General features: G+C 43.2%; 21 protein-coding genes. 3 read left to right on the top strand and 18 right to left on the bottom strand.

The window, feature by feature from the left end; genetic code table 11:
- Nucleotides 1–4: 4 nt before the first annotated feature.
- The 3 genes from pyk to malQ all read right to left on the bottom strand — a co-directional run bounded on the left by pyk (nucleotide 5) and on the right by malQ (nucleotide 4,028).
- Nucleotides 5–1,423, bottom strand: a complete 1,419-nt coding sequence (gene pyk / locus R8695_RS04425) for a pyruvate kinase (RefSeq protein WP_154780872.1) — start codon at nucleotides 1,421–1,423, stop codon at nucleotides 5–7.
- 251 nt (nucleotides 1,424–1,674) lie between these two features.
- Nucleotides 1,675–2,205: a DUF3877 family protein gene (locus R8695_RS04420; protein ID WP_154780873.1), complete on the bottom strand. Its 531-nt coding sequence runs from the start codon at nucleotides 2,203–2,205 to the stop codon at nucleotides 1,675–1,677.
- Nucleotides 2,206–2,480: 275 nt separating this feature from the next.
- Complete coding sequence (gene malQ / locus R8695_RS04415; RefSeq protein WP_154780874.1) at nucleotides 2,481–4,028, bottom strand: 4-alpha-glucanotransferase; 1,548 nt, start codon at nucleotides 4,026–4,028, stop codon at nucleotides 2,481–2,483.
- Nucleotides 4,029–4,287: 259 nt separating this feature from the next.
- Between malQ and R8695_RS04410 the strand changes: the two genes are divergently transcribed.
- Together R8695_RS04410 and R8695_RS04405 are read left to right on the top strand one after the other, a co-directional pair.
- Nucleotides 4,288–5,334 (top strand): LacI family DNA-binding transcriptional regulator, encoded by a 1,047-nt coding sequence (locus tag R8695_RS04410; protein WP_154780875.1) that lies wholly within the window; start codon nucleotides 4,288–4,290, stop codon nucleotides 5,332–5,334.
- 270 nt (nucleotides 5,335–5,604) lie between these two features.
- Nucleotides 5,605–7,980 (top strand): phosphoketolase family protein, encoded by a 2,376-nt coding sequence (locus R8695_RS04405; RefSeq protein WP_118510780.1) that lies wholly within the window; start codon nucleotides 5,605–5,607, stop codon nucleotides 7,978–7,980.
- 113 nt (nucleotides 7,981–8,093) lie between these two features.
- Here R8695_RS04405 and R8695_RS04400 read toward each other — a convergent pair whose 3' ends face one another.
- The 4 genes from R8695_RS04400 to R8695_RS04385 form a co-directional block, all read right to left on the bottom strand.
- Nucleotides 8,094–8,990 (bottom strand): LysR family transcriptional regulator, encoded by an 897-nt coding sequence (locus R8695_RS04400; protein WP_154780876.1) that lies wholly within the window; start codon nucleotides 8,988–8,990, stop codon nucleotides 8,094–8,096.
- Between the two features lie 265 nt (nucleotides 8,991–9,255).
- Nucleotides 9,256–9,381 carry a hypothetical protein gene (locus tag R8695_RS17925; RefSeq protein WP_279238215.1) on the bottom strand — a complete coding sequence of 42 codons (126 nt, stop codon included), beginning with the start codon at nucleotides 9,379–9,381 and terminating at the stop codon, nucleotides 9,256–9,258.
- A 100-nt stretch (nucleotides 9,382–9,481) separates the two neighbouring features.
- Complete coding sequence (locus R8695_RS04390) at nucleotides 9,482–10,471, bottom strand: nucleotidyltransferase family protein (protein WP_154780878.1); 990 nt, start codon at nucleotides 10,469–10,471, stop codon at nucleotides 9,482–9,484.
- Nucleotides 10,472–10,649: 178 nt separating this feature from the next.
- Complete coding sequence (locus tag R8695_RS04385) at nucleotides 10,650–12,440, bottom strand: flavin reductase (RefSeq protein WP_154780879.1); 1,791 nt, start codon at nucleotides 12,438–12,440, stop codon at nucleotides 10,650–10,652.
- A 161-nt stretch (nucleotides 12,441–12,601) separates the two neighbouring features.
- On the opposite strand from R8695_RS04385, the gene R8695_RS04380 reads away from it, so the two are divergent.
- Entirely contained in the window at nucleotides 12,602–13,240 is a 639-nt protein-coding gene (locus R8695_RS04380) for a Crp/Fnr family transcriptional regulator (RefSeq protein WP_154780880.1), read from the top strand.
- Between the two features lie 182 nt (nucleotides 13,241–13,422).
- Here R8695_RS04380 and R8695_RS04375 read toward each other — a convergent pair whose 3' ends face one another.
- The 11 genes from R8695_RS04375 to hypE all read right to left on the bottom strand — a co-directional run bounded on the left by R8695_RS04375 (nucleotide 13,423) and on the right by hypE (nucleotide 21,659).
- Nucleotides 13,423–14,595, bottom strand: coding sequence for a M20 metallopeptidase family protein (locus R8695_RS04375; RefSeq protein WP_154780881.1), 1,173 nt, complete (start codon nucleotides 14,593–14,595; stop codon nucleotides 13,423–13,425).
- A 65-nt stretch (nucleotides 14,596–14,660) separates the two neighbouring features.
- A complete protein-coding gene (locus tag R8695_RS04370) occupies nucleotides 14,661–15,185 on the bottom strand; it encodes a GNAT family N-acetyltransferase (protein WP_154780882.1) in 525 nt (174 codons plus the stop codon).
- A gap of 186 nt (nucleotides 15,186–15,371) precedes the next feature.
- The gene (locus R8695_RS04365; RefSeq protein ID WP_118510859.1) at nucleotides 15,372–16,028 is read right to left on the bottom strand and encodes an SDR family NAD(P)-dependent oxidoreductase; all 657 of its coding nucleotides are present in this window, start codon (nucleotides 16,026–16,028) and stop codon (nucleotides 15,372–15,374) included.
- A 56-nt stretch (nucleotides 16,029–16,084) separates the two neighbouring features.
- Nucleotides 16,085–16,264, bottom strand: coding sequence for a response regulator (locus R8695_RS17645; protein ID WP_334298135.1), 180 nt, complete (start codon nucleotides 16,262–16,264; stop codon nucleotides 16,085–16,087).
- Complete coding sequence (locus tag R8695_RS04355; protein ID WP_154780883.1) at nucleotides 16,264–16,581, bottom strand: serine hydrolase; 318 nt, start codon at nucleotides 16,579–16,581, stop codon at nucleotides 16,264–16,266. Before R8695_RS04355 ends, R8695_RS17645 begins: the two co-directional genes overlap by 1 nt.
- Nucleotides 16,582–16,583: 2 nt before the next feature.
- Nucleotides 16,584–16,988 (bottom strand): hypothetical protein, encoded by a 405-nt coding sequence (locus R8695_RS04350; RefSeq protein ID WP_118510811.1) that lies wholly within the window; start codon nucleotides 16,986–16,988, stop codon nucleotides 16,584–16,586.
- Nucleotides 16,989–17,050: 62 nt separating this feature from the next.
- Nucleotides 17,051–18,196: a nitrogenase component 1 gene (locus R8695_RS04345; RefSeq protein WP_154780884.1), complete on the bottom strand. Its 1,146-nt coding sequence runs from the start codon at nucleotides 18,194–18,196 to the stop codon at nucleotides 17,051–17,053.
- On the bottom strand, nucleotides 18,193–19,530 hold the full coding sequence (locus R8695_RS04340; protein ID WP_118510815.1) for a nitrogenase component 1: 1,338 nt from the start codon (nucleotides 19,528–19,530) through the stop codon (nucleotides 18,193–18,195). Before R8695_RS04340 ends, R8695_RS04345 begins: the two co-directional genes overlap by 4 nt.
- Nucleotides 19,530–20,363 carry a nitrogenase iron protein NifH gene (locus R8695_RS04335; RefSeq protein ID WP_154780885.1) on the bottom strand — a complete coding sequence of 278 codons (834 nt, stop codon included), beginning with the start codon at nucleotides 20,361–20,363 and terminating at the stop codon, nucleotides 19,530–19,532. Before R8695_RS04335 ends, R8695_RS04340 begins: the two co-directional genes overlap by 1 nt.
- Nucleotides 20,360–20,635: a TM1266 family iron-only hydrogenase system putative regulator gene (locus tag R8695_RS04330; protein WP_118510819.1), complete on the bottom strand. Its 276-nt coding sequence runs from the start codon at nucleotides 20,633–20,635 to the stop codon at nucleotides 20,360–20,362. The genes R8695_RS04335 and R8695_RS04330 overlap by 4 nt, the downstream gene beginning before the upstream one ends.
- A 16-nt stretch (nucleotides 20,636–20,651) precedes the next feature.
- Nucleotides 20,652–21,659 (bottom strand): hydrogenase expression/formation protein HypE, encoded by a 1,008-nt coding sequence (gene hypE / locus R8695_RS04325; RefSeq protein WP_154780886.1) that lies wholly within the window; start codon nucleotides 21,657–21,659, stop codon nucleotides 20,652–20,654.
- Nucleotides 21,660–21,825: the final 166 nt, after the last annotated feature.

Below are 21,825 nucleotides of genomic sequence, written 5' to 3'. Positions count from 1 at the left end.
TTTATTATTCTACGATGCAGACACGGATCATATTTGTTCTGCCCGGGATACCAAGCGGTACACCACCGGCAAATACAACAGTATCGCCAACTTTTACAAGTTTATGTTTCTGTGCTGCTTCGATTGCTCTCAGGCAAAGGATCTCAGAACTGTATTCTTCCCTGATCAGCATTGGATATACACCCCATGACAGATTCAGCTGACGCAGAACTCTCTCAGAGCTTGTGCAAGCACCGATCAGACATCCTGGTCTGTGTTTGGACATCATGTGTGCGGTACTTCCGGATTTGGTCACTGCCAGGATTGCCTGCGCTTTCAGGTCAATGGCTGTCAGACAGGTTGCATGTGCGATCGCGTTTGTAATATCCGGGTTCTCATTTCTGTCGGTTTTCTTGAAGATTGTGTTGTACTCAATGTTCTCTTCCATATGTTCAGCGATACGGCTCATCATCTGAAGTGCCTGTACCGGATATTTACCTGCTGCTGTCTCACCGGAAAGCATGGTAGCACTTGTTCCCTGGAAGATCGCATTGGCAACGTCTGTAGCTTCTGCACGAGTTGGTCTCGGATGAGAGATCATGGAATCAAGCATCTGTGTTGCTGTGATGACCGGTTTGCCTGCTGTATAAACTTTCTGAATGATCTTCTGCTGGATAACAGGTACATATTCCGGTGGAATTTCAACACCCATATCACCTCTGGCGATCATGATACCGTCTGCTGCTTCGATGATCTCATCGATATTGTCAACACCCTGCTGGTTCTCGATCTTGGCAATGATCTGGATTTCCTCACCGCCATTGTCTTTCAGAATTTTTCTCACTTCACGGATATCGTCTGCAGTACGTGTAAAGGATGCTGCAACGAAATCAAATCCTTCCTGAATACCAAAGAGAAGATCTTCATGGTCTTTCTTGCTGATAAATGGCATCTTCAGGTTTGCTCCTGGAACATTGACACCTTTCTTATCTCCGATCACACCTGCATTGATAACCTTGCAGACAATATCTTTTCCGGAAATATCCTGTACTTCTAGATCAACAAGTCCGTCATCAACCAGAATGTGTCCGCCCGGCTGTACATCCTTATAAAGTTCTTTATAAGTAATGCTTACATGCTCGTTGGTTCCTTCGATATCTTTATTTGTAAATGTAAAAATCTGTCCTTCTTCCAGAGAAACCTTGCCATCCTTGAAGCATCCAAGTCTGATCTCCGGTCCCTTTGTATCAAGAAGCGCTGCAACAGGTCTGTCATATTTCTTACGAAGTTCTCTCAGCTTCTGGATGCGTCCTCTCTGTTCATCATGAGGTCCATGTGAGAAATTGAAACGTGCTACATCCATTCCCTCTCTCACAAGCTGTTCCATAACATCGTCTTTATCCGTAGACGGTCCCATCGTACAGATAATTTTGGTTTTTCTCATTTAATCTTTCCCTCCAACTGTCAAGTCAATTTTCTCTATTATCCCTGTAAAACAATGTAATAAAATGTTACTCGTTTTTATCAATGAAAAACATTAAGTCAACTAAAAATTACCATTATTGAGACTATATGTCAATATCAAATTTCGGTTTATTTTTGTAAATATTTGACAAAAAAATAACACACTTTTATTGCAAATGTTACATATATTTTTGCTGGTTCGACAGTTGGCAAATTTATTACAAATTCCTGTCAAAACCCAAAATCTGCGTAGTCTTCCGGCAGGAACCTGTGGTAAATGATATGGCATCCTTCATCTTTGAAACAATAATAATAGGGATCTGATCCATCATCAAAGCGTACCATCACATCAAATTCGCCGTTATCCATAGGTTCAGTAACAATCTTGTCTGAATAAGAATGAAATAACTCTTTGATTTCATCCAGCGTACATCCATGTCTACCTACCAACTCGATCAGTGCCTTGATAAATTCATTATCTTTCATATTATTATGCACATATTCTGACGCTTTATCAGAAACAGTGAAACAGAAACGATTTCCTCTGTGTGAAACCACAACCTCCCCAAATTTCTCTTTCATATAAGCAGGAAAATCTTTTAAAATTTCCATCATTCCTGCTGCATCGGCATTGCTTTCAAAAAAATGATTCAGGGAACTGAGCGGATAATAAAGACTGATCTTCTCCTTCATGTATCCAAGCTTCGCCTGTTCTTCCTTGATCACATCGATCAGACTTGTTTCCAATCTATTATAATTCATTTATAAGTCCTCCTGAAAATCTGTTTTTTACCTTTTTCTGGTTAATATTTTATCAAATATTGCCCGAAAATCAATGGATTTCTTTCCCAATTGTACACAATCCAAAACATTCCCAATGTTTTCTTTTTCATACAAAAGTAAAGTATGCGATCCTGCCCTAAGGGCTTTTTATTTCATAGGAACATTACGGAGTAATTTTCCATGAAATAAAACAGCGTTTCAGATACTCTCCATATCCAAAACGCTGTCATCGTTCATACTATTTCAATCTGTACTTAATCCCAGTTCTTACGTCCATAGCGCAGTGTCACATCATGGATCTCTTTCTGGAGTTTCTTCGTAAGATCTCTCTTTTTAATCCTCCACTTCCAGTTGGTGCCAACTGTGGATGGTTTGTTCATTCGGAACCGGTTATCCAGTCCCATGTAATCCTGCATTGGAATTACGCAGACGCGTGCTGCACTTCGCATGATCAGGCTAATGAAGCATTGATACAATTCTTCTTCCGGTGTTGCATGATCGCACAGATAATCTCTTGCCAGCTTTCTTTCTTCTTCTGTAATGCTCTTCCACCATCCCACGATTGTTTCATTATCATGAGTTCCAGTATATGCCACACAATTCTCCGGATAATTGTGCGGCAGATAATCACTGGCACATCCGGAATCTCTGGCGTCAAAGGCGAATTCCAGTACTTTCATTCCCGGAAAACCGCTTTCATATACCAGATGACGTACAGAGTCTGTCATATATCCTAAATCCTCTGCAATAACCTGCTTCCAGCCCAGGACCTGTTCAATTCTGCGGAACAGATCGATTCCCGGTCCTTTTTCCCAATGTCCACCTGTGGCATCCGTATCTCCATACGGAATAGCAAAATATTCATCAAATCCACGGAAATGATCGATACGGACAACATCATAGAGCCTGAAACAGTAACTCATTCTGGATATCCACCACTGATATCCTGTATCTCTGTGATAATCCCAACGGTACAGTGGATTTCCCCATAACTGTCCTGTTGCAGAAAATCCATCCGGAGGGCATCCTGCCACTGCCAGAGGTACATTTTCCTCATCCAGCTGGAATAATTCCGGATGTGCCCATGCATCCGCGCTGTCCATGGCAACATAGATCGGGATATCCCCGATGATCTGGATTCCCTTTGAATTGGCATAGGATTTCAGTTTCATCCACTGCTCATAGAACTTGAACTGCATATACTGCTGGAATTCAATATCAAAATATAACTCCTCACGATAATAATCCATGGCATTGTTCCAGCGAAGTCTGATATCTTCTGCCCATTTCGTCCATTCCACACCCCCGAAACGATCCTTTACTGCCATAAATAAAGCATAATCGGAAAGCCACCAGCTGTTCTCTGCTACAAATTTCTGATAGTCCGGATTCTTGCTGATAGCACTGTTTTCATATGCTTTTCGCAGAAGAGGATATCGTCCTTTGTATATTTTCTCATAGTCCACATCATCGGGTTTCTTTCCCCAGTTGACTTTCTCACAGTCTTTCTTATCCAGAACGCCCTCTTCCACCAGTGTATCCAGATCTATGAAATAAGGATTTCCCGCAAATGTGGAAAATGACTGATAGGGAGAATCTCCATAACTGGTTGGGCCTAACGGCAGGATCTGCCAGTAAGTCTGACCGGCTTCCTTTAACCAGTCTACAAATTCATACGCACTTTTGGAAAAGCATCCGATCCCATAGTCTGACGGCAGGCTGCTGATCGGTAATAAAATTCCCGCTGATCTATTTTCCATAATTTCTCTCCTTTTGCATCCCTTGCTATGCTTTATTTGCATTATTTCATGCAAACGTTTGCATTAATTATAGCGTTATTTTGCATTAATTACAATCCACTATTTTTAATTCTACTTTTTAAACAATCAGACGCCTTGTTTTTTGTGCATTTCTTACTTTTTTGTGCATTGGGGAACTATCTGAAGACCTGGGAATGCCATTTGACAACCCCTGTTTCTTCTTATAAAATAGATGCAACGATAACCATGGTATGGAGTTTTTTACCAATCGCTCCATATCACTATTTATGGAGGTTTTTTCATGGCAGTAACCATTAAAGAGGTAGCAGCTCTGGCCGGCGTTTCACCGTCCACAGTTTCCAGAACCTGTAAAAATAACCCTTCTATCAGTGAAGAGACAAAAGAACGCGTGCGCAAAGCCATGCTTCAGTTAGGCTATGAACCCAATTTCCAGGCCAGCACCCTGGCATCCCAGTCATCCAATTCCCGGTGCATTGGCATCATTTTGCCCGCTTCTGCCAAAGAAGCATACGAAAATTCCTTTTATCTGGAAACCATCCGGGGAATCAGCCACTACTGCAACAGCCACCAGTATATCAGCACCATTATAACAGGACAGAATAAAGAAGAAATCCTGCAGACCGTGCGTTCTATGGCACGCAGTGGCAAAGCAGACGGTTTTATCCTTCTGTATTCCAGACAGGATGATCCTGTCATTGATTACCTGTTCAGTAAAGGCCTGCTTTATATTCTCATCGGTAAACCTGCCCAGTACACCAATCACACCATGTATATCGATAACGACAATCTTCTGGCAGGCCAGGAAGCCACAGAATATCTCTACAGCCTTGGCCACAGACGCATTGCTTATCTGGGTGTGGATTCTTCCCTGGTATTCTCTTCCGACCGTAAAATGGGATATCAGCAGGCACTTTTGAATCATGGACTGGCTGTACGTCCCGACTACTGTATTGAAGTTCCGGAGATTTCTCAGGAAAGATCAGACCAGCTGCTCAATCTTCTTAAGCAGAAAGACCGTCCCACTGCCATTTTGGTAAGTGACGACATCCTGGCGGTTTATCTGGAACGGGTATGTATGGAGGCAGGGCTTTCCATCCCCGAAGACCTGTCCATTCTTTCCTTTAACAACTCTCTTCTGGCCAGACTTACCTCGCCTCAGCTCACATCCATAGACATCAATTCCTGTCAGCTGGGGATCGAGGCAGCCTCCCAGATGATCAACCATATCGAAAACCCCAATCTCCTGGCAACGAAGATCATCGTTCCTCATCATCTCATAGAGAGGGACAGCTGCCGGTCAGTGGATATCCATTCCGAACCGCTGTAATTTTTGTAATTGGTCATACCTATGCTTCAGTTTTTTGTTAATTATTTCCCAATCTTTGTTTGCAGATCTACTGTCCCAATACAGGTACAGTAGATCTATTCATATCAAAAAGTTATAATTATAATGCATTTTTTCTATTTTACGTTTTTTTCTTTCTGTGATAGCATGTGTCTAGTTAAAAAAATAACACAATTTATTTACCAGTGTACCTGCAAGTTGTCGGTACACTGCCGAGACATCAAAGATAAAGAAAGAAAAAGAGGTAAGAAAATGGAAGACAACAAATTATGTCTTGAAAAGCAGCCTTTAAATCAGGAAATGCTTGACAAAATCGATGCTTACTGGCGTGCAGCGAACTACCTGTCTGCCGGACAGCTCTATCTTCTTGACAATCCGCTTCTGAGAGAGCCATTAACCATGGATCAGATTAAGAAGAAAATCGTTGGTCACTGGGGAACTGTACCAGGACAGAACTTCGTTTATGCACACTGCAACCGTGTCATTAAACGTTACGACCTGGATATGATCCTCCTTTCCGGTCCGGGACATGGTGGAAACTTCATGATCGCCAACACTTATCTGGAAGGTTCTTACAGCGAAGTTTATCCTAATATCAGCCAGGATGAAGAAGGTATGAAGAAAATGTTCAAACAGTTCTCCTTCCCATGTGGAGTTCCGAGCCACTGTGCACCGGAAACACCTGGTTCCATCAACGAGGGTGGTGAGCTTGGTTATTCCATCGCTCATGCTTTCGGAGCTGTATTCGATAACCCGGAGCTGATCGCTACTACTGTTGTAGGTGACGGCGAGGCTGAGACCGGCCCTCTGGCAACATCCTGGCAGTCCAACAAATTCCTGAACCCGATCACTGATGGTGCTGTACTTCCTATTCTTCACTTAAACGGATATAAGATCAGCAACCCTACTATCTTCTCCCGTCTTTCTCATGAAGAGCTTGAATGCTTCTTTAAGGGCTGTGGCTGGAAACCATACTTCGTTGAAGGCGATGACCCAATGACCATGCACAAGAAGATGGCAGAAACAATGGATACTGTAATCGAAGAAATCAAAGCAATCCAGAAACACGCACGTGAGAACAATGATCCGGAGCGTCCAGTATGGCCAATGATCGTTCTTCGTACTCCTAAGGGATGGACAGGTCCTAAGGTTGTTGACGGACTTCAGATCGAAGGTTCTTTCCGTGCTCATCAGGTTCCGATCTCCATGGAGAAACCAGAACATCTTGAACTTCTGAAAGAGTGGCTAGAAAGCTATCGTCCTCAGGATCTCTTCGATAAAAATGGCCGCCTGATCCCTGAACTGGCTGAACTGACTCCTAAGGGAAATGCACGTCTTGGTGCGAACCCACATGCAAACGGCGGACTTCTTCTGAAAGACCTTCGTCTTCCGGATTTCCGTAATTACGGTATCGAAGTACAGCCTGGCAAAACAAAAGCTCAGGATATGATTGAACTTGGCGGATACATTCGTGACATCTTCAAACTGAATGAAGAGAACAAGAATTTCCGTATCTTTGGACCAGACGAAAGTATGTCCAACCGTCTGTACAAAGTATTTGAATATCAGAAACGTGACTGGAATGCAGAAATGCTTGATACTGATGACTGCCTCGCAAGAGACGGACGTATCATGGACAGTATGCTCAGCGAGCATATGTGTGAAGGATGGCTGGAAGGTTACCTGTTAACAGGTCGTCACGGCTTCTTCGCAAGCTATGAAGCATTCATCCGTATCGTTGACTCCATGGCAGCTCAGCATGCAAAATGGCTCAAAGTCTGCAACCAGCTTTCTTGGAGACAGCCGATCGCATCCCTGAACTTCATCCTGACATCCAACGTATGGCAGCAGGACCACAACGGATTTACACATCAGGATCCTGGATTCCTGGATCACATCGCTAATAAGAAAGCAGACGTGGTACGTATGTACTTACCACCAGACGCTAACTGCTTACTCTCCTGCTTCGATCACTGCATCAAGAGTAAGAACTATGTAAACGCAATCGTAGCTTCCAAACATCCAAGCTGCCAGTGGCTGACCATGGAGCAGGCTGTTAAGCACTGCACACAGGGTATCGGTATCTGGGAGTGGGCAAGCAATGACTGTGGTGAAGAACCAGACCTTGTCATGGCTTGCTGTGGTGATACACCTACACTTGAGATCATGGCTGCTGTTACGATCCTTCGTGATGAAATGCCAGAACTTAAGATCCGTGTTGTTAACGTTGTCGACCTGTTCAAACTGGAATCCGACCACAAACATCCACACGGCTTAAGCGATGCAGAGTACGATGCAATCTTCACAAAAGACAAACCGGTTATCTTTGCATTCCACGGATATCCGACACTGATCCACGAGCTTACATATGGTCGTCATAACCACAATGTTTCCGTTCATGGATATCAGGAAGAAGGTACGATCACTACTCCATTCGATATGCGTGTACAGAACCAGATCGACCGTTTCAACCTTGTAAAAGATGCCATCATGCATCTGCCACAGCTTGGAAATAAAGGTTCTTACTTAATCCAAAAGATGAACGACAAGCTTGTTGAGCATAAACAGTACATCGCTGAATATGGCCAGGATCTTGAAGAGATCAGGAACTGGGAGTGGCATAAATAAAATCTTATAGTTAAATTGTCCAGACATAACTACAGGACAGGTACATGTGATTTCGCATGATACCTGTCCTGTTTTTCTTCTACATTATTTTTATATACAAATCCCCACCAGATTTATACACCTTCTCTTTCTGCCAGGAATTTCTGAAACGCTTTGGATGCAATACTCTGAGGATATTCTGTATCATGTATCAGAATAATACTTCTCTCAGGAAATGTTTCATTTACATCAATTTCAAAAACCTTATCTGCTGCCAGATCATCTTTTGCAAATTCTTCAGGCAGAAATCCAATTCCCATGTTATATCGCACTGCCGGGAGGATCATGTCTGTAGTCGCCAGCTCTACATCCGGTGAAAACTGCAGGCCGTTTTTGGCAAAATACGCATTCAGATATCTCCTGGTGATTGCCTCAGAAGTCAGGCTGATCCACGGATAGGTGGACAACTCCTCCAATGAAGTCTTTCTTCCCTTCAACTCTGCAAAACGGCTGCCCCCGATCAGGATTTCTTTATACTTTCGCACAACTTTCATTTTCAATGGCTCTGTAACCTGTAAGGCTGCAGACACAACTGCAAGGTCTACCTTTCCTTCCCTGAGTGCACTTACAGAGTCCGTAGTACTGTTATTCAATATCTTAAAATGCACATTCGGATATTGAATATTAAAGTCTCTGACTGCCTCAAACAAATAACAATGAAGCGCCGTCTCCGTGGCACTGATATAGATGGTTCCATTTTCCAGGCTGATCAGATTGTTCAGATTATCTTCTGCCTTAAAAAACTGCGCACAGCCTGCTGCTACATATTCATAGAAAATCTTTCCCTCAGGTGTCAATTTCATCCCGCTTTTGCTTCTTGTAAAAAGGCGGCAGCCCAGTACATTCTCCAGATTATGGATCGTCCTGGTCACAGCCGGCTGGCTGGTTTTCAGCACTGCTGCTGCCTTTGTGAGATTTTCATACTTGGAAACATAATAAAACACCTTATAATATTCGAAATTAGAATTCATTTCTTTCTCCGTCATTTAAGCCTTTTTTCGCGCATATTTTATCATAAATTCTTTTTTTGTACAATCTTTACAATTTCTCAATCCGGAATTATAATGATTCCGGATTATTAATCTTAACCAAATGGACAGAATGGAGATTTTTATGACTGCCGGATTTCTTATTTTCCGTTACCCGCTTCTTCGTGTCATTCAGACACCTGAAGATACTTTCACAGGAACCATGAGTTACATTACCGTAATTCTGGATATCCTGTTTATGGGGCCATTACATTTCGGCGTACAGGGCGCTGCTGTTGCCACTATTGCAGCGCAGGCAGTCAGCGTTATTCTTTGCCTTTTCTATATCATAAAGAACTACCCTGAGCTTCATATCAAACGGGACGATCTTCATGTGTCTCCTCTGCTGGCAAGATTCTGCTTCTGTATAGTGCTTTTGCAAACAGGGCCTGGCTTTCGCCAGACCCTGTTTCGTTCTTATTCCAATAATTCACTTAATCAATCAGATCATTCTGAAATCTCGACAAATGTTCATACGGAAGGATCAGTCTTCCTCTGTACAGTCCGCATCCGTCATTGATCAGGCTGTTATTTACTGCTGCAAACATATTTACATCCAGCTTTGACAGATCCAGTTTCTGCAGGCGGATTCCTCTTTCATATGCATCATCGAAATATCTGCATTCGCCCTGGGGAATGGCATCACGTCTGGCGCGTTCACTCTCCTGCTTCTTTTCGTATCCCAGATGATTGGCTGCGCCGATCTCTGCTACATCATCCATATCCTTGGTACGGATCTGCACTTCCAGGTAGGACCTGGAGCTGTTGTCATAGAATGTAATATGGAGGGACTGATAATCGGAATCTTTTTTCTCAGAAATATAATCCCTGTAATAGGGCTTCGCAAACTCATCCATCAATTCCGAATGACTTATTTTCACCCCGTTCGCAGGCTCTGCCGTAAACCCCTGCTCTTCCAGAAATCCCGGAAGTCTGTTGGCAATATCATAAAGATATTTCAGCTCCTCTGTCTCTCTGTCCTCACCAGGTTTCAGGTGACATTTCGGAAGAGAGATTACAATTCGGTACGCGATCAGATCGCGGAAACAGCTCAGCTTATTCTTCAACTCTGCAATAGGCGGGTAAGTTCCGTTTTTTATGTAGTAATCGTAAATATATTCTACAATATATCCGTTAAATTTCTCCTCTGCGCGGATCAGGGATTTGATTCGCCCTTTTACGGTAAAGGCCAAAAACGGATATTCATGAGTCATATATTTATAAAATTCTCTGATCTTCTGAGACTGTGCGGTAAGGAAATCGTTATGTTCCAACAGTTCCTTGATCTGGATCAGAAAATTGCAGTGGATCAGATCAATTTCATTATGATTCTTCTTCGCATCTTTTCGCAGGTCCTCAATATAATTCTGCAGTATTTTCAGTACCGTATCTCCGGAATATAAATAATCATTTAATGTTATCATAGGCATGCCTCTTGCTCTTTTTTTCTTACTCTGTATTTCGTCGGAATTTCCATAAAATTTACAGTTACTTTTTATTTTATCAGACTTCATCAGATTATCAAGGAAAATCCTGTTTCTTACGCACAAAAACAGACGGCCTGTTTCACCGCCTGTTTCCTGCTGCTTTATTCGTATTGTATTATCCGATCGGTTCAAAATCTACTGCACCGTGTTTGCATAACGGACAGATATAATCTTCCGGAAGTTCATCGCCTTCATAAATATATCCGCAGACCTTACATACAAAGCCTTTCTTGCCTTCTGTTTCCGGTTTCGGTTTTACGTTCTTCTGATAGTAGGTATAACTCATGGTCTCCTGATCACTTACCACACGTGCTTCTGTCACGCTGCAGATAAACATTCCGTGAGTTCCCAGATCTACGTACTGCTCTACTTTCAGGGACATGAATGCATTGATATATTTATCCAGGAACACCAGACCATTATCAGAACGGTTTACTTTCTGTCCTGCAAATTTATCTGCACTTCTTCCGCTCTGGAAGCCAAACTGCTCAAATACAGAGAACGGAGCTTCTACAGAGAGACAGTTTACATTCATCACACCAGTCTGTTTAATAACATGGTGAGAATAATTTGTCTTATTAATATTAACTGCTACGCGGAATGGAGAATCAGTCAGCTGTGTAACTGTATTGACGATCAGTCCGTTATCCTTCTTTCCATCATTGGAGGTTACCACATACAGACCATATCCGATGCGGAAAAGAGCTGTCATATCATTCTTGTTTGCCAGTTCATCATTTTTTGCAATATATTCCTGGCAGAGTTCAGAAGCCATTGCTTCCATCTGATCCTTATTGTCCTGATCTACTGCGGACATGATCTTCACGGTTGTATCCAGCCAGTTGATCTTTTTGCATTCAGAGAGCATGTTCTTCATCACCTTCGCTGCCAGAGGTGCCCAGGATCCGTTTTCGATCAGACCTACCGTGCGGTTCTGGAAATTATGCTCCACCAGACGGGTAATGAAGTCATTCATAAATGGGTAGATTCCTGCATTGTAAGTGGTTGTTGCAAGCACCAGTTTGCTGTAACGGAACGCATCGCTGAGTGCCTGAGACATATCATCCCTTGCCAGATCATAAACTACTACTTTCGGGCATCCTTTACTCTTCAATTTCTCTACGAACTGGTTAACTGCTGCTTTGGTATGTCCATATACAGAAGTATAGGCAACAACGATTCCTTCTTCCTCAGGAGTGTAGGAAGACCATGTATCATAGAGTCCGATATAGTGACCCAGATTCTCTGTCAGAACCGGTCCGTGCAATGGACAGACGATCTGGATATCCAGTGTTGCGGCAACTTTCAGAAGTCTCTGTACCTGTGCGCCATATTTGCCTACAATGCCTATGAAATATCTTCTTGCTTCATCGTCCCAGTCTTCCTCTACATCCAGAGCACCGAATTTACCGAATCCATCTGCTGAGAAAAGAACTTTATCTGTGCTGTCATAAGTCACCATAACTTCCGGCCAGTGTACCATTGGTGCAAATACAAAAGTAAGATTGTGGTTTCCCAAACTTAATGTGGAGCCATTTTCTACTTCCAGTTTCTGACCCTCCAGATCCAGTCCGAAGAAGTTTTTGATCATGACAAAAGTTTTCGCATTGGCTACCACTGTAGTTCCCGGATATACTTCAAGAAAATTAGCCACATTGGCAGCATGATCCGGTTCCATATGCTGTACGATCAGATAATCCGGTTTCCGCCCATCCAGTATCCGATCCAGGTTATCCAGCCATTCGTGTTTGAAATTCGCATCTACCGTATCCATAACTGCGATCTTCTCATCCAGGATCACATAAGAATTATAAGCCATTCCATTTGGTACTGCGTACTGTCCCTCGAACAGATCTACCTGATGATCATTTACTCCTGCGTACTTGATACTTTCTGTAATCTTCATATTTTTCCCTCTATTCTTTCCTGTAAACTTATGTTTATCTTTGTTTCTTTTCTATGCTTATATTATACCAAAATAGTCCAATTATTTCTGTTGCATATGCAACAATTTTATGTGATTTTTCCAGAAAATGGTGTTATAATCAACTGGTGAGGTGACTGATCATGACAGATAATATTACTCTTTTCTCTCATATTCTTCCCGAAGAACAGGAAAGAATGCGGGTCTGTTTTCAGGCCAGAGAAATCCTTTATAAAAATAACGAGATCATCATGGAGTATTCCGATTCCATGACAAAAATAGGCCTGATCCTTGAGGGTCAGGCCACACTTTATTGCTGCGATATAGACGGAACGGAATATATCATGGATGAATTGCATACCGGCAGCGTTTTCGGGGAACCATTCCTTCTCCCCGGAGACTCACTGCATTATTATGTCCGCTCCAGATCCAGAACACGGGTCATGTTTATTGACTACCAGCATGTGATCAAACGCTGTTCAAATGCCTGCAGCCATCACAGCCAGCTAATCAGCAACCTGCTGCAGATGACTGCCCGCAAAGCCAGCCAGCAGACTAACCGCATTTACGTACTTTCCCATGGAACCATACGCCAGAAACTGATGTCTTATTTTTCATCTCTGGTTGATGAAAAGACTCACACCGCTGCCTTGTCTATGTCCTACACAGACCTGGCCCAATACCTGAGTGTAGATCGCAGTGCCATGATGCGCGAATTAAAAAATCTCTGTGAGGAACAGATCATTGCCAGAGAAGGACGGATCATACATATTCTTTCATGAAACTCTCCAGATCTCCGATAGACAATGGTTTCGCAAACAGATACCCCTGATAATATCCCGGATCATACTGTTTGATAAATTCAAATATATTCTATCGTCCTTCTTCATTTGCCCCATCCCCTGTTATGTATATTTCTATTCCACAAACTTTGTTCTCTATTATACCACATATTTCGTGAAACTTAACAGGATCCGCCTATTTTCTTTATCATCTCATACAGGGCTTCTACACTATATGGAAGAATGTTTTCATCCAGGCGGAATTTCGGATGATGGAACGGATAGACTTCCTGTGGGATTCCTGCCAGAAATATGGAAAAAAGTCCTCCCGTTTCTCTGAAATACCGGTAAGCATTGTCCCCGGACAAAAAAAGTTCATCTTCTCCCTCCAGGACAAATTTATCTCCAAACACTTTCTCTCCCACTTCCCTGGCAATTTGTACAAACGCCTCATCATTGGCAAATGCATATACCGGATCTTTCGGATATTCTATAACGATCCGGGTTCCTGTCTGTTTCTCAACCTCCCTGAGTTTCTCTTCCAGAAGATCTTTCAGGCAGAAATAGGTTGTCTCATGTACTGCCCGGATATTTCCATTGAGTACCACATGATCTGCGATAATATTCGTATATTCGCCGCCATGTATTGTTCCTGTCCCCAGAATATATTTCCCTGCTTCCGGATGTTCCTTTCCGAAATTTTCATTCAGATCATGAATTGCAGTAACTGCCTGCGCAGCTCCATAGATGGCATCCACTCCATTATGTGCTTCACACCAGTGGCTGGATCTGCCATAAACATGGATCCTCATACTGCCGATCATGGAAGATGCCTGTCCCTGATGCACAGCCATTCCCAGCGTCATATCTGCTGCATAATGAAACATCAGAAAGGCATCTGGTCTGGGATCTTTTAATGCCCCTGCCTGGATCATCCGCTTCGCACCCTCACCGATCTCCTCTGCAGGTTCGAAAAGGAACCGCATCCTTACCGGAAAAGTCTCCTGTTCTTCTGCTACGATCTTCGCCAGTATCAGCGCTGCTGCAAGGATCATATCATGTCCGCAGGCATGCATACAGCCCTGATTTACAGATGCGTAGGGCAGACCAGTCTGCTCCTGTATCGGCAGTGCATCCATTTCTGCTCTGAGAATGATCAGCTTCTCTCTTTTTTTCAGACATGGAAGTTCTGCGATCAGTCCTGTAGGTTCTACAGCGGTAACCGTATAACCCAGCTTCTCCAGATATATGCGGATATATGCAGATGTTTCCACTTCCTGAAGTGCAAGCTCCGGATGCTGATGAAAATGGCGTCTCAGATTGATCAATTCTTCTGTGTAATCTTGTATCTTCATATAATCTCCTGTCTGCATTCATTATGGTCTTTTCTATTTCCTATTTAGTTCCCTGCCTTCATTTTCTACAGAGTATATAGCATATCATGCCATTCTTCACCGCCCCATGAAGAATCAGAGATTCCCAGATCTTTATAGCCCATTTTAGTGTACATCTCCACTTTGTTATCCAGGCAGGTAAGAAAGACTTTCTCTCTGCCATTTTCTTTCTCTCTTTTCAGATACTGGTACATCAGTTCTCTTGCAAGTCCCTGCCCTCTGTACTCCGGCAGTACTTCAAGTCCCAGAAGCATAATGTTCTTTCCCTTCGGGTTTTTTAACGTAACATCTGTAAAAAACTCATCACGGAAAACTTCCTCATCTGTTGCGTTTCCACTTAAGAAACCGGCTATTTTTCCAGTTTCTTTATCCACTGCGACCAGAAAGAACTCTGAAACCTGCAGTATTCTTTCTCTCATATGCTTCTCCGAGCACGCCTCATTTGGCGGAAAGCAGATCTGTTCCATTCTGACCGCCTGATCAACTTCCTCTGGTCTGATATTACGGAATTCGTACTTTTCCATAATTGTTTCACTGATAAATTCCTTCATTTCTTTTTCCTCATCCAAAAATTATTCCAATACCCCTTTATCAGTTTACTGAACATGCCGAGAACAGCAGAGCTTTTCACAGGGCGTATTTATTTTATTATACTGTAAAATATTCGATTTCTCAATGAATAATCTGCCGGAACAGATAAAAACAGAGATACCTGTTTTTACAAGTATCTCTGCTCTCTATTCCTCCGGCCATACAAAATGGGCATTTCCTGCTTCCAGACCATCTATCAGGATATTCTGTCCTGTACAGAAACGGTTTGTGACTGTCATAAAATATGCCCAGTCTGCGGCTTCTTCTACTGTCATCCAGCGTTTCAGCGGGGTCTGCTCCATGATCTCGTTCCACAAAGCCTCATCCTCCATAACCGGTTTATTCAGCTCCGTCAGAACACCTCCGAAATCAAGACTGTTGCAGGTTGCTCCATACTTTGCAATGCGGAGCGCAACATTCTTTGTATAAGAAAGGACTCCTCCCTTGCTCGCAACATATTCCGGAAATTCAGACCCGTTATGTCCGCTGGCAGAACCGATCATAAGGACTGCTTTGATTCCCGGATGCATTCCGTATTTCTCGGTAATTGCAATCGTTCCTTTTAAATTCACATCAATATCTTCTTCGTTCTGCACCCCTGCATTGTTGACCACAATGTCAAAGGGAGCTAATTCCGGATATTGTGTCTTATCACGAATGTCCATACAGATATGCGTATAGCATTCATGCTGTATGGATGCTTCCCTGCGGTCAATCCCAATAACTGTGTATCCTTCCTTCAAAAATTTATCTGCAATACCCTTTCCGATCCCGGAACTTGTACCTGTGATCAGTACTCTCATAATCATATCCTCCCAAAGTCCGACGGATAATTTCAGTTTCAACTCTGTCATATCTGTCATTTTATCATCTCAGCCAGAAGTGAAAATAATTCTTCTACATGTATCGGTTTTGCAATATGCCCGTTCATGCCTGCTTTAAATGCATTTCGACGATCCTCTTCAAAAGCATTTGCTGTCATTGCTATGATCGGGATAACAGCTTTTTCCTGGCATTTTTCCTCCTGTTTGTTGAAGATCAGCGATTCAGTGCACTGTAGATCCTGGAAGATAATGTCTGGATTCCATTTACTCCACTGTACTCATCTGTCTGTGCAAAAATACATAAAATATACGTAGTCTTTTTGCCATAAACAATTGCCACATCATTCTGGCAGCTGTCGTTCTCCCCTGTTTTATTCGCGCATTTTACTCCGTACGGAAGTCCTGCCGGGATCTTCCATGTTTTTGTCTGACGCAGAAGCAGATTCAGCATTTCTCTGGAATATCTGGCAGATACGCATTTTCCCCTGTAAATCTGCTCCAGGATCATTCCTGCATCCTTTGCAGAAGCCATGTTTACCTGACCGTCCCATGTGAAGGAAGAACTGGATGGATGAAGGCTGCTGTGACAGCTGGTTTTCGTACATCGCCGATCTTTGTATCCAGAACATGAAAGGTTCTTCGCGTATCCAGGATTCCCTTTTTGTTAAATGCATAATATCCTGTAGAAAATTCGCTTTCTTTGGAAAATTTCACATATACGATTTTTGACGCCAGGAGCTGTTTATCTTTCTCTTTTTTTCCTGTTGTAAGATGCCATGAACCATCTTTTTTCTCCAATGTTATTTTCACACTTCCATTTGCTTTCGCAAAAATTACTTTTTTTGATGCTGCCTGTACCTGTACCGAAACTGCCAGTATGCAGACCGCCGCCAGTATACAGATCAAAATTCCTGTTTTTCTTTGTGATATCTTTTTCATCTTTTGTTATCTTCTTACTTTCCTATAAATATCCCAAAACTTCAGAGTCCGAATCCTTATCTTTATAAATGTATTCTTCCTGAAAATGCCACATGTGGAAGTTCATAAAAAGTGCTGTCCTTTGGGCATATTGGACGGTATAGCGGGTCTGCAACGATAATTTTTGAATCTTTCAGGGCTTCTTCCATTGCTTCTTCTCCAGATACCACTTTGTCTTTTTTGCCAAGCAAAGTTTCACATCCTTTTAACGGGCAAAACACGCGGGCTGCACGTCCATATTTCTTTTCGATACCTGCTGCCAGAGATCCCATCGTGACAGGTTCCCCGATCAGAGTGATCCCTGCATCCTGCAATATACGGTTCTGCAGATATACAACCGTGGGTTCTGCCTGATGTGCAATTGTGGAGTGCTGTTCGCTTGCAGACTGCTGTATAACTTCTGTCTCCAGTGAGTTTGAAATATCTTCTGCCAGCCACTGGTTTGGCGTTCCGATCACATATGGGATTTTATATGTTTCCCAGAGGAACTTTGCCGCCCGCAGTCCTACTGCAGACACCACCAGATTCACATCTGCTTTCCCTGATTTCTGCAGAGTTTCCAGATCATCTCCCATCGCCCATGTAGCTAAAATATTCCATCCATACTTTTTCAGATTTTCTTTTAATGTCTCTACGTTTTCCTGTGGTCCAAAATCCAGTGGTGTCACTCCCAGCAGATTTACACTGCGTGAAAAAACAGCTTCTTTCTCCTGTCTGGCAGATTTTTTTACAAACCTCCGGGCAATTTGTTCCAGCGCAATTCCCGCTCCGTATATATAATCATGCATACCATTTGTCGGCACAGAAAATGCAGGAATTCCGGTTTCCGCCTCGATCACCCGCGCGATTGCGGGAAAATCCGTGCCATTCATAAATGGGATTGGAGATCCTGCCAGTGCGAGAAACTTTGGATGTAATTCACGAACTGCATGTTTGATGTCATCGATAAATTTACGGTCATTTCCCATGATCGCATCGATTTCTGTAAGTCCTGAGATAAAGATCAGACTGTCCTGATCGTACCAGCGTATCTCATCATGGGTATTGTAAGTAGAGTTGCATCCGGACGGATCATGCATCACGATCATTCCACCGAGTTCATATAATGCGGAACAGACACCGGACACGTCTGCTGTATAAATCGGTATAATTCGATAAGACTGTCTCATAGGCAGCACTCACACCCCCATCCTTTTTGCACTACAAGTTTTTCCGTATCCTTTTCTTCACGATACGCCTCCATCATCAGCTCTGCTGTTCTTCTGATACCGTCAAATCCATACAGGCCTTCTCCCTGTACCAGATTGACAAAGTGACGGCTTCGACTGAAATAAGCTGCCTTTTGTCCGATTGCAAGCACTTCCTCACTGCCGCCTCTTGGCAGTACTCGCATCTTCACCTGGATCGTTGCGATCAGCTCAAGTTCCGGTGCGTATTTCTGCAGCCAGAGAAAGTCTTCTTTTTCCTCCGGACTGATGCCATCCAGATAAACAGCTTTCACACAAAAGCCATGAGTCAGAAGCAGTTTCGCCAGTCCAAGAGGTCTTGGATGATACAGATAATCCAAAGCAATCGGCATATCTTTGATCAGTTTTTTGGCATTTACCAGCGCCTCTTCACAGGATTCTCGTTCATGCGCCAGTTCGTCTTCTGTCAATTCCGGCAGTCCAAGTGTATCTGTCAACTGCTTTAACTGCCGCTCGATCTCTTCATAGTCAAAACTGCCGGGAAGATACAGATGCTTACGTCCCAGATGTCTTGCCTGTTCTTCCATTCCGTATTTTCCGGCAGGATAACAGTCAATAAACAGACAGCCTTTGCTCATATCCAGAAGGTCCTGCCAGGTTTTGCAAATAGGCAGTTCCTGCACTGTATAATCATATCGTGTTAATAAACGCTTAATATCACTGCTCTCATCCAGCGCAAAATCACTGCCAAATACAGATACTGTTTTCCTGTCCGGTTCGCAGAATGGAAGTGGATCATACATTGCTTTGCGTAACTTCTGATCCGGAGTTAAACCATGCTTCTGCATGATTGGATCCATGTAACAGCGGATAAAACAGATATCCGGGAAACGGTACTCCAGTTCACTGTAAATATAGTCCAGATTGCTTCCCACAAAATGATGCAGACAAACCGTAAACAGCAGAACTGCCCTTGGATGGTCCCCGCGTTTGTTCAGCACATCTGTCACACCTTCGATAGTAATATCTTCCAGGTTGCTGTTTAGAAGATCCTGTTCTTCCAGAATCACAAAAGAAAAACGGTCTGCCGCATTCATCTCCGCCGCTGTCAGTACAACACCACGCATGCAATTGTCTGCACAGACATAAATCTGAATGGATTCCGGAACCTGCATCCCTGTATGTACAATATTCCAGTTGCCATGTACCGGAGAATTATATTCCAATTCTGAAGCAAAAGGCACTGGAAACGAAGCGTCTTTTATTTTTACCATTGCACCTTTCGGATCAACCGTTTCACCCACACAACGTAACATTACACTTCCTCCTGTATATGTGCATCCACGCATCTACTCATACATTCATCCTTTACAGCACTGTTTCCGTCTCTCAAAGCACCGCCGCATATGCGGTACATCTGCACTGCAAGCGCACGATATTCCTCTGCCATTTCACTTTCAGTATAACACTCCATCAATGTTTTTTGTTGTTCTTCTGCCAGTACTACCTGTTCACTGTGTGATAAGGTACCTATAACAGAAGTGTGGAAATCTTCTGCCAGCTCTGCTACTTTTTTCTCTTCTCTGGGAACCTCTCTACGGTTTAAAATGAGTCCGCCAAGTCCGGCATATCCACGATTCTTAAAATTCTGCACTGCCATGGCGATATTTGCGGCTGCATGAATCGCCATATTTTCTCCGGATGTGATGATAAATATTTTGTCAGCGTAACCGTTTCGCATCGGCATGGAAAATCCACCACAGACTACATCTCCAAGCACGTCATATAAGACCACATCCGGTTTGTATACTTCATATGCTCCCAGCTCTTTCAGCTTTTCCAGCGCCGTAATGATTCCACGACCGGCACAGCCAAGTCCCGGAGTCGGTCCGCCGGCTTCCACACAGATGACATTGTTGTAGCCAATACGGATCATATCCTCCAACTGCAATGCCTGTTTTTTTTCATTATATAAATCCAGCACTGCCGGAACTGCCTCTCCGTGACGGAGTAAAATGGTAGAATCTGCTTTCGGATCGCATCCGATCTGCATCACCTTAAGTCCCATTTCTGCCAGTGCTGCCGCTACATTTGAAACAGTCGTAGATTTTCCGATTCCGCCTTTTCCATATACTGCTATTCTGATCAATCTTTTGTTCCTCCTTCTGCCGGAGTAATGACTTTTGAATATGCTGTTTTTGCAGATACTCCCTTTAAATGTCCGATTTTCCCGGAAAGTGCGCTGATCTTATCCTGCGGTGCATCTATGACAATGCTGATAATACTGACTCCCTTTGAGCGGTATGGGATTCCCATTCTGCCTACAATATACTGGCGAGCTTCATGAAGCAGAGTGTTTAACTCCTCGATCGCATCTTCCTGTTCTACAATAATTGAAATAACTGCCACTCTGGTGTCCATGCCTGATTCCTCCTGTTTAGCAGATTCTTGGTAAAAGTTCTCCTCCCGGCTGAGGGAGCAGTGCCTGTGTGCCGATCTCTGTCTCCATGATCACTCTTCCCGGTTCCTCTGCGATCACTTCACCAATGATCGCTGCATTTGCAGAATATGGACATTTTCTCAATGTTTCTACAATGCTTTCTGCCTCTTCCTTTGGTGCCATAATGACAAGTCTTCCCTCGCATGCCAGATATAGAGGCTCAAGTCCAAGCATTCCACAGACTCCCTTTACCTCCGGCTGTACCGGAACATCCGCCGCATTTAAACAAATGCCTACGTTGCTCTGACCTGCAATCTCATACAGGACAGTTCCAACACCGCCTCTGGTTGCATCACGTATTACATGCAGATTGTGTGTGGTATCCATGACTGCCTTTACCGTGTTCCACAAAGGTGCACAGTCACTGGTCACATCTGCATCAATTCCAAAATCTTCTCTCTCTAGCAAAATCGTGCATCCGTGGCGTCCGATATCACCGGTTACAATGATTGCATCCCCAGGTTTCGCCAGTTCTCCGCCGACAGTTACTCCTTCTTCTATTTCACCCATTCCGGTTGTGGTGATAAAAACTCCATCTACCTGACCTTTTCCTGCAACTTTTGTATCTCCTGATACAATATGTACACCTGCTTCTTTTGCTGTTTTCTCCATGGCGGCAGCGATCTCTTCCAGTTTTTCCATCGGAAATCCTTCCTCAATCACAAATGCGCAGGTCAGGTACAGTGGTTTTGCTCCCATACAGGCAAGGTCATTCACAGTTCCGCAAATAGACAATTTACCGATATTTCCTCCTGGAAAGAATGCCGGAGATACGATGAAACCATCGGTAGATACTGCCATTTTGCCTGTTGGTGGAACTAATACTGCTGCATCATCTGCTGTCAGATCCTTGTTTGCAAAATGTGCTTTAAACACCTGGTCGATCAGTTCAGATGTCTGTTTGCCACCGGCACCATGTGCCATTGTTACTGTTTTATTTTCCATAATGAATTCCTTCTTTCTAGTAAAGATAAATTTATATCTTATGAATGCTGATAACTATTCAGCAGTCTATTGTCCCGCGAGGTGTTCTTACATTTTCATGCCAAAATACTGAAACATATAAAATAAAAATCCCATCATTGAAGCCAGTTTTTAATGGATTTTGACT

This window comes from Blautia luti (assembly GCF_033096465.1).
In the GTDB taxonomy this organism is placed as follows: domain Bacteria; phylum Bacillota; class Clostridia; order Lachnospirales; family Lachnospiraceae; genus Blautia_A; species Blautia_A luti.
Note: the sequence above shows the minus strand (reverse complement) of the source record. Positions and strands in the feature narration are given on the sequence as shown.

Bases quoted from the DNA above. Each gene is read 5' to 3' on its own strand.
- R8695_RS04345 (WP_154780884.1), bottom strand. From the start codon at position 18,196: ATGAGACAGTCTTATCGAATTATACCGATTTATACAGCAGACGTGTCC.
- R8695_RS04370 (WP_154780882.1), bottom strand. From the start codon at position 15,185: ATGAAGGAATTTATCAGTGAAACAATTATGGAAAAGTACGAATTCCGT.
- R8695_RS04420 (WP_154780873.1), bottom strand. From the start codon at position 2,205: ATGAATTATAATAGATTGGAAACAAGTCTGATCGATGTGATCAAGGAA.
- R8695_RS04380 (WP_154780880.1), top strand. From the start codon at position 12,602: ATGACAGATAATATTACTCTTTTCTCTCATATTCTTCCCGAAGAACAG.
- R8695_RS04340 (WP_118510815.1), bottom strand. From the start codon at position 19,530: ATGTTACGTTGTGTGGGTGAAACGGTTGATCCGAAAGGTGCAATGGTA.
- R8695_RS04365 (WP_118510859.1), bottom strand. From the start codon at position 16,028: ATGAGAGTACTGATCACAGGTACAAGTTCCGGGATCGGAAAGGGTATT.
- R8695_RS04375 (WP_154780881.1), bottom strand. From the start codon at position 14,595: ATGAAGATACAAGATTACACAGAAGAATTGATCAATCTGAGACGCCAT.
- R8695_RS04385 (WP_154780879.1), bottom strand. From the start codon at position 12,440: ATGAAGATTACAGAAAGTATCAAGTACGCAGGAGTAAATGATCATCAG.
- malQ (WP_154780874.1), bottom strand. From the start codon at position 4,028: ATGCAAATAAAGCATAGCAAGGGATGCAAAAGGAGAGAAATTATGGAA.
- R8695_RS17925 (WP_279238215.1), bottom strand. From the start codon at position 9,381: ATGAAGATCGTCCCGTTTGATATGAAGCTCAGGGTAGTTCTTTATGAT.
- R8695_RS04400 (WP_154780876.1), bottom strand. From the start codon at position 8,990: ATGAATTCTAATTTCGAATATTATAAGGTGTTTTATTATGTTTCCAAG.
- R8695_RS04350 (WP_118510811.1), bottom strand. From the start codon at position 16,988: ATGAAAAAGATATCACAAAGAAAAACAGGAATTTTGATCTGTATACTG.
- R8695_RS04405 (WP_118510780.1), top strand. From the start codon at position 5,605: ATGGAAGACAACAAATTATGTCTTGAAAAGCAGCCTTTAAATCAGGAA.
- R8695_RS04355 (WP_154780883.1), bottom strand. From the start codon at position 16,581: ATGGCTTCTGCAAAGGATGCAGGAATGATCCTGGAGCAGATTTACAGG.
- R8695_RS04390 (WP_154780878.1), bottom strand. From the start codon at position 10,471: ATGATAACATTAAATGATTATTTATATTCCGGAGATACGGTACTGAAA.
- hypE (WP_154780886.1), bottom strand. From the start codon at position 21,659: ATGGAAAATAAAACAGTAACAATGGCACATGGTGCCGGTGGCAAACAG.
- pyk (WP_154780872.1), bottom strand. From the start codon at position 1,423: ATGAGAAAAACCAAAATTATCTGTACGATGGGACCGTCTACGGATAAA.
- R8695_RS04330 (WP_118510819.1), bottom strand. From the start codon at position 20,635: ATGGACACCAGAGTGGCAGTTATTTCAATTATTGTAGAACAGGAAGAT.
- R8695_RS04410 (WP_154780875.1), top strand. From the start codon at position 4,288: ATGGCAGTAACCATTAAAGAGGTAGCAGCTCTGGCCGGCGTTTCACCG.